The sequence below is a fragment of the Victivallis sp. genome, assembly GCF_048170485.1.
Lineage (GTDB): Bacteria > Verrucomicrobiota > Lentisphaeria > Victivallales > Victivallaceae > Victivallis.
This window is the reverse complement of sequence record NZ_DBEXAY010000180.1, coordinates 1-9,036: the sequence shown is the minus strand read 5'-3', so window position 1 is coordinate 9,036 and position 9,036 is coordinate 1. Positions and strand designations below refer to the sequence as shown.

The 9,036-nt window shown below is 58.2% G+C and carries 8 protein-coding genes and 1 pseudogene; all 9 read left to right on the top strand.

The genetic code is table 11. The features are described 5' to 3' along the window. Window positions 1-209: pseudogene (locus tag ACMLHG_RS09365) on the top strand (hypothetical protein); the annotation flags it as partial. A gap of 20 nt (window positions 210-229) precedes the next feature. Next, window positions 230-817, top strand: coding sequence for a CRISPR-associated endoribonuclease Cas6 (locus ACMLHG_RS09360; RefSeq protein ID WP_417170319.1), 588 nt, complete (start codon window positions 230-232; stop codon window positions 815-817). Next, entirely contained in the window at window positions 808-2,784 is a 1,977-nt protein-coding gene (locus tag ACMLHG_RS09355; protein WP_417170318.1) for a hypothetical protein, read from the top strand. The genes ACMLHG_RS09360 and ACMLHG_RS09355 overlap by 10 nt, the downstream gene beginning before the upstream one ends. Continuing rightward, window positions 2,777-3,739 carry a type I CRISPR-associated protein Cas7 gene (locus ACMLHG_RS09350; RefSeq protein WP_295812469.1) on the top strand — a complete coding sequence of 321 codons (963 nt, stop codon included), beginning with the start codon at window positions 2,777-2,779 and terminating at the stop codon, window positions 3,737-3,739. Before ACMLHG_RS09355 ends, ACMLHG_RS09350 begins: the two co-directional genes overlap by 8 nt. Next, window positions 3,736-4,464, top strand: a complete 729-nt coding sequence (locus ACMLHG_RS09345; protein WP_295812467.1) for a type I-E CRISPR-associated protein Cas5/CasD — start codon at window positions 3,736-3,738, stop codon at window positions 4,462-4,464. The genes ACMLHG_RS09350 and ACMLHG_RS09345 overlap by 4 nt, the downstream gene beginning before the upstream one ends. Beyond that, on the top strand, window positions 4,461-6,842 hold the full coding sequence (locus ACMLHG_RS09340; RefSeq protein ID WP_417170317.1) for a DEAD/DEAH box helicase family protein: 2,382 nt from the start codon (window positions 4,461-4,463) through the stop codon (window positions 6,840-6,842). Before ACMLHG_RS09345 ends, ACMLHG_RS09340 begins: the two co-directional genes overlap by 4 nt. Window positions 6,843-6,855: 13 nt before the next feature. After that, entirely contained in the window at window positions 6,856-7,344 is a 489-nt protein-coding gene (gene cas4, locus ACMLHG_RS09335; protein WP_417170316.1) for a CRISPR-associated protein Cas4, read from the top strand. Next, window positions 7,341-8,387, top strand: a complete 1,047-nt coding sequence (gene cas1b, locus ACMLHG_RS09330; protein ID WP_417170315.1) for a type I-B CRISPR-associated endonuclease Cas1b — start codon at window positions 7,341-7,343, stop codon at window positions 8,385-8,387. The genes cas4 and cas1b overlap by 4 nt, the downstream gene beginning before the upstream one ends. A gap of 1 nt (window position 8,388) precedes the next feature. Beyond that, a complete protein-coding gene (gene cas2, locus ACMLHG_RS09325; protein ID WP_367170118.1) occupies window positions 8,389-8,649 on the top strand; it encodes a CRISPR-associated endonuclease Cas2 in 261 nt (86 codons plus the stop codon). Window positions 8,650-9,036: the final 387 nt, after the last annotated feature.

Below are 9,036 nucleotides of genomic sequence, written 5' to 3'. Positions count from 1 at the left end.
CTTCTTCCGGCGAGAATTTTCTTCCCTTCGATTACCAGTATGAACTGGCTTCCGCACTGTACCAGACCCTGACCGCACGGGTCCCCACTCTGGCCAAAGAACTGCATGACGGTGCGCACCGCAGTCGCATCAAACTTTTTGTTTTTCCCCCCTCAACAGCGAACCGAAACCGGAACCGGCAAAACTGCCGGACGGACGCGGCGGCCTGAAATTCGGCAGACGGGTCTGGATGCGTTTCGGCTCCATCTGGCCGGAACTCCTCTATCAAATGGCGGATTCCCTCCAGCAGCAAAGCGAGTTGTGTATCTGCGGCAGGAAGTTCAAACTGGAATCCCTGACCATGGTGAAAACTCCGGAATTCCGGCCGGAAATGACCTACCGCCCCTTCGGTCAAGCGGGCTTTCTGGTGTGCCCGTACAAGCAGAACGGCAAAACCCTCTACCAGCTGCCGGATGACTCCGAACCGGGGATTCCCTCCTGCCGCGAACTGATCGCCGGAAATCTGCGGCACAAACTCCTGCGGCTCCGTGAAATCCGGCCGGATGTGTTCGAAAACATCCTGTCGATCGGAAACCTGACGGCGGAAGCGGTGTCGCAACTGCCAATTCAGGTTGAATTTCTGCCGCTTTCGGAGACGCGCGCATACCGGACACGCCTGATCCGTTTCAAGGGCGTAAACGTCCGCGGTTTCCGTGCACCAGTGCGGATCACAGCGCCGGAAGCGGTCCACCGGATGATCTGGTCCGCGGGCTTGGGGGCACTCAACTCCAGCGGCTGGGGCCTGATGGAACTCGGGAGGAACTCGACATGCTGCTGAAACGAATTGACGAGACAATTGCACAGGGGCTCTATGATCTGGACGCCGGACCGTCGGAAGAAGAGGTCTATGTGGCGGAGCCGTCGATCGACGGAAAGGCTGTCCATTGGGAGATCGTCGCCGGCGGAATGGTCCCTAGCGACCTCCTCCACTACGATGACACTCCGGACGGGAGCACCAAATTCAACGGCAGCTGGCGGGATTTCTACGCCTCGGGCGCCTCTCTGGGGGAACGCCCTCTGTACAGCGGCAGCTCCACATTCTTCAGCGGCGGCGATCCCAACTTCGGCGGCGTGGCAAAATCAGCGATCTATCTTCGCTATTCGCGGGGTTTTCTCGAATGGCTCGAAACCTTCGATCCGGAGGTCGCCGCCCGGCTGAGGGAAGAAATTCCCGCTTTCGAGGCGATGATGGAAAATGCGAATACAAAAAAACTCCCGACCGCCTGGTACAAGTTCAAAGCACCGCGCGGCCAGTGGCCCTTGATCAGCATCTGCCGTCTGAGCAGTGGAAAACATCTTGTGCACTGGCTCCGGGCGGGCGGCGGGGAGAGCGAGGCGTTGGAGGCGCTGGGCATCGATGTGGCCCGTTCGCGTGAAATCATGCACTTCCTCACGCCTCCGGAGGTCGCCGATCTGGAGCTGGTCGCCGAAGAGTTTCAATCCGGCAGCGGTCTCGGTCGCAATGCCTTCGGCAAAGAGTACAAGCTCGATGCGATCCGCGAATCCGAATTCCACCGCCTGATGGGAGTCATTCCGCAAAGCTCCATCCATGCCATTCGCGGCTTGTGGGCAAACAAGCTGGAATACCGTGTGAATGTCGCCCCCTCGCCCGACACCTCCTCTCTGCTGTTCCTTCCGGAAGGAGATTGCCCCTACAGCGTGCTCAAAGAGGTGATCGACGGGGAGAACGCCAGGAAAAGACTGTTCTTCGAAGCGAAGAAGAAAAAGCAGAAATCCGGGTCCGCCGGGAATGACGATCAGGCAGAGCTTCTGGCACATCCGCCGGACATCCTGCCGACGCCATACTCCGCAACGGTTTTTCTGACCCATCTGGAAGGGAGTACCAAGAAGAAGCGCATTGTGCAGGAGATCGTCCCGTCGGTTTCGTTGGACTACTGGCAGATGCTCAACGCGGAACTCGTCAACTCCCATCTGCAGTATGCCGTGGTGGGGTACATGAAACAGGCATTGACCGGGCAGCAGGGCGACACGCCGAGCGTCTACCGCTACTGGACCGAACTCTTCACCCTGGCGTTGCAGAAAAGGCTGATTTCCGGACGTGAGCTGTTTCTGAATTTCCAGCGTTTCTGCAAAAACCAGTCCGGCAAACAGCTGATCGACGATCTGGGGGCGTGCAGTTATTTCCGCGTGGTCGGCAAGCTGCTCCGGCTTCAACACCTGATCGCCGTCGCCCGGACAGATCCCAATCGGTTGAAAGAGAATGAATTTCAAATGGAGTTGGCCAGAATCGAAAACTTTGACGGCATAACAACAGGAGTGTTCGGCATGAAAAGTTCCATCCATCCCCCCACGTTGCAATCGCTGCTTGGTGAAGCGCATGAGCTGTTGCGAGAGAAAGAAAAGACGAAATTCGAGAACTTTCTCCGCATGGCCTGGTCCGGCGTTCCGGAAGAGGATTTCGCCCTCTTTGCGCGCGGCGCGCTGACCGGCATGCTGCTTCATGACCTCTGCTGGACCGTACAACAGCAGGGCCGTGCGTTCTCCGCCACGCAGGGGCGGCAGCCGTCACGCCTGCGCGGAGAAGAGCTCTTCCGGGTGTTCGAAAAAGGAATCGGCCTTTTGATGAATCTGGAGAAAGAGCAGCTTTTCAACTGCCGTCTGCTGCCGTTCCTCCGTTCGCTGCTGCCGGAAAGCCGCCGGGATGCGTTCAATTCCGGCCTGATTTGCGGTATGGTCTACTACGAGAAAAAATCGGATGACAACAAAGAGGTGAAACATGATTAAGGTCAACTCCACGCTCCCCGCAACCGGCAACGCCTATCTTCTGTTCGGGTTTGAAGCCATTCAGGCGCGTCCCAATCTCGACCCGTACAGCAGCACACTGCGGATGAACGACGAAACCGGTCAGGTGTTCACCAGCGACGTCCACATCAAGCACCACGTCCGCCGCGGCCTCAAAGCCTACGCCGTGGCGGAACATCTGCCGCATGGGACGGAGACGGTCTTTTACGAGAAGGAGGACGAAGCGGGAAACCCCTGCAACTTTGAGTTGCGGCTCAAGAAGATCCGCGAGGCCGCCGGAATCAGCAAGCCGGATATGCATGACGCGCTGTACAACACGCTGGATCTGCCGCTTTTCGGGTACGTCCACGCGGTCAAGGGAGAGAATTTCAACGTCACCAATGCGGTCAACACCCTGTTCCGCCCGGTGACGTTTCACGACTGCGAAATCTATTCCCTCGGGCGCAACAACGCATTCCCGACGCTGGACAAGGAGAACCGCGTCAAGGATTCCGCCGGTTCGGCCACCGTCGATTCTCTCGAATACGGCTTCTTCCTCGCCCTGTGGGAGATCAATCTCAACATGCTGCGGATCAACGCCTCCGGCAATCAACTGATCGACTGGCAGAACAACGGCGCGGCCCGCTGGATCGAAGCGCTGGCCAACGGGATGTGGCGCGCCTACTCCAGCGACCGTTATCCCTCTTTCACTCAACGTTCGCAGTTCGCTCAGTTCCTCGTCGGCTGGCTGCCGACCGGCGAAGTGAGTTACGCCAATCCCGCCTCGCTCTACGATCTGCTGGAGGAGAAGCGGATCAAGAGCCACTCCGGCGCCGTCGCCGCGCTGGAAAACCTGCTGCCGGGTTACCTGGCAGGCTGGAACTGCAACGACCAAACTGTATTCCTCAAACATCAGGCGGCCAACTTCCCGGTGCCGCTGCCCGGAGCCGGAGCATGAGCATTCTGATCTTTGAACTTGCCGGAGATATGGCGTTGTGGCGCAACGTCTACGACTCGATGGGCAGTTACTCCTGCCTCGGCCCGGCGCCGGGCAATCTGGCCGGAATCTGCGGGGCGGCGCTCGGCTTCGCCTCTCCCCGTTCCACCGCGGCCAAGGCGCCGGATGCGAAACTCCTGAAACAGCTGGATAAAAAGGGGTTGCCGTGGCCGGTATCGCCGGAGCTTCTCGCCTGGGAGGAGGAGAACGATTTCCACGTCGCCTGCCGCTGGATCGGAGGGATTCCGGTCCGCGCCCCCTGGAACGTCAATGGCTGCAAGGAGATCGGCAAGCTGGAAAATCTGCGGATTCAGCAACAGGTGATTCACAATCCGGCGTACGAGGTCGCCGTACGCCTGCCCGAACCGGCAGCCGGGAAACTGGCGGAAGCATTGCGGCAGCCGGCCTTCCCGCTGGCGCTCGGCGCCTCCTTCTGCCGGGCGATCGTGCGGAAGGTGCGGATTGCCGGAGAGTTGCCGGAGAGTGCAGACTGGGCGTTTCACGTCAACGGAATTCCTCTGGGGGAAGCGGTTCCGTTCTCCCGGCACATCGTCAACGCGAACGAGTGCTTTGAGCGGATTGAGAGCGACGGATACTGGATCTACCCGACGCCGGAGAACCCCGGCATCCGGCAGGAAACTCCGTTTGTGCGCGGCTGGGTCCGGAAAGCGGAGGCGGTCTCTTGAAGCTCTTCAGCCACGGAATCGACTCCGATTTGCGCGAACACCTCGCAGAGGTCATGACGGCGGCGGAAACGCCGGAGGAGCGGATTATCTGCGCCTGTCACGATCTCGGGAAGGCGACGAAGGCGTGGCAGGCGTACATCATCGGCGCCGCTTCCGCCTCGCCCCACCAGCACGCGGCGGCGGGCGGCCTCTTTGCCGCGCTTCTGCTGCTGGAACGCGGAGGAGACAACGCCGCGTACTGGAGTCTGGTCGCGCTTCATACCGCCGCGGCGCACCACACCGCGCTGCAACAGCTCGGCACGGCACAACTCGACAGCCTTGCGCTGATTGCGGGTGATCCTCAGGCGAAGGCGTTCGCCCTGGACCGCGACGGAGGAATCGCATCACTGCTTCCGGAACTGCCGGAAACGATTCTGGAAAAGGCATGGCGCTGCCTGGAGGAGATCGCCCCGCGGAGCTCCCGCGAACCGCGGGTGCAGTTCAACCGGGAGTGCGGCGCGGCGCTCCCCCCGGAACTCCGGCTGCAGGCCTGTCTGCACAGCCGTTCTCTGCTGGGGCGCATGTGCCTGCAGGATCACCGTTCCGCGGCACGGCAGTCCGGCCGGGCGGCGGCGGTTGAATCGTGGAGGAGCGCCTTTCCGGAACAGGAATTCCGTCCTCGTCCGGAACGCTCCTTTTCCGGCAACTCGCCGGTGGCGAAGCTCCGCATTCTTCTGCGGGAGTCGTTTTTGAAGGTGACGGCGACGGAGGGAATTTTTTACTTCATCGATGCGCCGACCGGACTCGGAAAAACCGAGGCGATGCTGCGCGGCGCGGAACAGCTGGCAAAACGGGATGGATTCCGGCGGATTGTCTTTGCCGTACCGCAGGTCTCGGTGGCGGATCAGGTTTTCGAGGACTATTTCTCCGGCTGTGACGCGCAGATCTGGAACTGCCGCCGGCGGGAGAGCCACACCTTCCCGGCCGCAGTTCCGGAAAATCGGCACGGCAACGGCGACGACGCCGAGGCGCTGGAGATTGAACAGCATCCGTTTCAACACTCCTACAATGTCACGACCTTCAATCAGGTACTGCTGGCGATGTGCCACCCCGACCGCAACCGCTGCATCCGCGGTCTCGGCCTGCGTGACGCGGTGGTGATTCTGGATGAGTTTCACAAACTGCCGCAGATGATTCTGCCCTTTTTCTTCCGGATGGCGCGGGAATACGCCCGGCGGTGCCATTGCAGATTCATTCTGGGATCGGCGACGCCGCTGGAACCCTTTCCTTTCTGGGATCTGGAGGACTCCCGCCGCATTCCCGCCGCAGAGAGTCTGCCGGTTTACCGGGCACCGGAGATCGATCAACGGCGGATATACCGCTCGCTGGGGGAACTCTCCGTCGCAGAGCTGGGGGAACAGATCGAAGCATTCCACGCCGCCGACACCCGGAATCTGCTGGTGGTGGTCAATCTGATCGGCGCCGGGAGCTGGCCGCTGCGAAAATTTTTCCAGCTGCCGTTTGCCCCATGGGAGCAGCTGGAGGAGCTGCGCCGGCCGGGAACCGGTCGTCTCGTGGTCTGGCTGGACGGACTGGTGCCGCCGGGATTGCGCCGGGAACTGATTCTCTGCTGCCGGGAAGCAATGAAACGTCGTCCGGTCACACTGATTTCCACGCAGATGATCGAAGTCGGGGTTGATCTGGATTTCGATGCGGCCCTGATCGATTTTCAAGGGCTGGCGGCAACGATTCAGCGGGGCGGCCGGGTCGGACGGAACGGGAGGGCCGAGCCGTGCGAAGTCAAGGTTTTTGCGCTGGTTGACGAGGATGGCTTCAGCACCCGGACCCGGCTGCTGGAGGTTCAGCAGAATCATGATCTCCGGCTGAAGACACCGCCCTTCGACCGGATTTACCGGGAGGAGTTGAAATTCTTGAAGCAGGAGGAGGAGTTCTTCCGGAAATGGGAGGAGGACACCGTTCTGCGCGACTCCGACCTGTCGGCGAAACTCTCCGAAATTCAACGAAATGTGTTCGCCCGCCTTTCCGCCTCCGGCCTCATGGAGAAATGGCTTTCGATTCCGGCGTTTTCGCCGCAGACGCTCGGCTGCACGTTTGAAAACACGCAGTGGGTGGCGGAACTCTTTGGAGAAGAGCGGGGCCGTGAACTTGTCCTCGTCGAATCGCAGGAGATTTTCGATCAGCTCTCCAAATTAAACGGAAAGATCGCGACCGACAGCAGCACCCCGGAGGAGCGGAAACAGTTTCTGGCACTGGTGAACGATCGCAAAATCGCTCCCGCCTCCGCCGTACTTCCGGAACTCGGCCTGAGGGAACCGGTCGGCCGGATTTCGTATCCCGACGAGCTGCCGGTCTATCTGGCGGCAGCGATGATTGTATGATGGAGGAAAATCCGTGGAGCTTACCGGCACCGATCTCAATTACCTGCATGTCTGCCCCCGCAAACTCTGGCTGTTCCGCCACGGAATCCGTCTGGAACACGAGAACGATCTCGTTCAACTGGGAGCCTTGCTCGGAGAGACGAGTTTTTCCCGCGAAGAGAAGGAAATTCCCATCGGCGAGGCCGGGGTGCTTGACTGGGCGGACTTCAAAGACGGTGTTATTCATGAAACAAAACACGGGGAAGCTCCCGGTGGCGGGGATGAGGCGCAAGTGCGTTACTATCTCTATTATCTCAACGCCCGCGGAATCCGGGCCAGTCGGGCGATACTCCACTATCCCGGGAAACGGAAAACCGTGACGGTGGAGTGGGATGAAGCCGCTTTACGGCAGGTGGAGAGCGATCGGGACGCGTGTGAACGGCTGCTTGCCGGTCCGTTACCGGCGGCAATCCGTCGCTCTTACTGCAGACGTTGTGCGTATGAGGAGCTCTGTTTTCTATGAACCTTTATCTGACCAAGTCCGGCCGCTTACGGCGCCATGACAATACGTTGCGTTTCGAGAAAACCGCACTGCCGCCGGAAGAAACGCCGCCGGAACAGGAAGAGGAAGCGCTGGATGAAAAACCGGCTGAAGCAGTTCACTTTCTCCCGGTGGAGAGTGTGGACGCGGTCTACGTTTTCGGGGAAATCACGCTGAACTCCAAGTTGATAAACTTTTTGAACAGTCGAAAGATCCCGATCCACTTCTTCAACTGGTTTGGGCACCATACCGGGACGTTGTTTCCTCACGCGGAACAACTCAGCGGCGATCTGGTGATCCGCCAGGGAGAAGCATACCGAACCCCGGAAGAGCGTCTTGCCATCTGTCGCACCCTGCTGGAAGCGACATTTCACAACATCCGGTCAATCGTGCTTTACTACCAACGCCGGAAGGGCGGTCTGGAAGAAGCGGCTGAAACAATCCGTCGTTTTTCCGGAGAGCTGTCGAACCGGACTGCACCGGAAGAGCTGATGGGGCTGGAAGGAAACGTCCGGCGGATCTATTATCAGGCATGGCCCGTGTGGCTGGGCAATCCAGCGGCACCGTTTAAACGCGTCTATCATCCGGCGGATAATCCCTTGAATGCGCTGCTCTCCTTTTTGAACAGCCTGCTTTATACCGCCTGCGTCAGCGAGTTGTACCGGACGGCACTCTATCCCGGAATCTCCTATCTTCATACGCCTCAGACGCGCCGGTATTCTCTGGCGTTGGATCTGGTGGAGCCATTCAAACCGTTGCTGGTGGATCGCCTGCTGTTCCGCCTCTGGGGCTGTCGGATGGTTGGGGACAAAGACTTCCGGAAATACAGCAATGGTTTTCTTCTGACAGATGGTGCGCGACAGAAGATTCTTCAGGAATGGGATCAGGGGCTGCGTCAGACAGTCCATTGTCCGGCATTGAACCGCTCAGTATCGTATCGTCAGCTGTTGCGGCTGGATTGCTACAAGCTGGTGAATTATTTGTTGGAAGGCAGGGAATACAAACCATATCGGATCGAATACTGAAATGTACCTCATTATCGTATATGACACCGAACATGACAACTGCGTCAAATTGCACAAGTTGTTGAAAAAGTATCTTTTCTGGAATCAGAATTCGGTTTTTGAAGGGAATGTCACCTATTCACAATTCATTAAAATCAAGAATCTATTAAATGAAACTCGTGCGGCAGACAGCCATATTACTTTGTATTCCGTTGAAAGCGAGAAATTGCTCCGGCGCGAGCAACTGGGAGAGATGAAAGGAAACATATCCAACATCATATGACTATCACAGAGAACAATCGTCCGGAGCAAGAAATATCATATTTAATTTGTTGACAGTAAAAATATTGCATGATTGAATACCGACAGAAAGAGCATATTGTTTTTCTGGGATATTCGAGTTGTTTGAAAACCGAATCAAGTTGATTTTTTTTACAGCAACACTATATTATCAAGCGGTTTAACTTTCATCAACGGCAACGTTGGAAATTGTATTGAAATACTGATCTGCGGCCTCAAAGCCACGGGTCCCCATCCCACCCTAGTGGATTAGAAACATTTGTAGCGGATGAATCCTATAACGGTGAGGGTACAGTCCCCATCCCACCCTAGTGGATTAGAAACCCTCCAGCTCGCGTACATCCCCGCCGCCGGCGACGAGGTAGCACGG

Excerpts from the sequence above, each read along its gene's own strand:
- cas1b (WP_417170315.1), top strand. The coding sequence starts at position 7,341 with ATGAACCTTTATCTGACCAAGTCCGGCCGCTTACGGCGCCATGACAAT.
- ACMLHG_RS09360 (WP_417170319.1), top strand. The coding sequence starts at position 230 with ATGCGTTTCGGCTCCATCTGGCCGGAACTCCTCTATCAAATGGCGGAT.
- ACMLHG_RS09350 (WP_295812469.1), top strand. The coding sequence starts at position 2,777 with ATGATTAAGGTCAACTCCACGCTCCCCGCAACCGGCAACGCCTATCTT.
- ACMLHG_RS09345 (WP_295812467.1), top strand. The coding sequence starts at position 3,736 with ATGAGCATTCTGATCTTTGAACTTGCCGGAGATATGGCGTTGTGGCGC.
- ACMLHG_RS09355 (WP_417170318.1), top strand. The coding sequence starts at position 808 with ATGCTGCTGAAACGAATTGACGAGACAATTGCACAGGGGCTCTATGAT.
- cas2 (WP_367170118.1), top strand. The coding sequence starts at position 8,389 with ATGTACCTCATTATCGTATATGACACCGAACATGACAACTGCGTCAAA.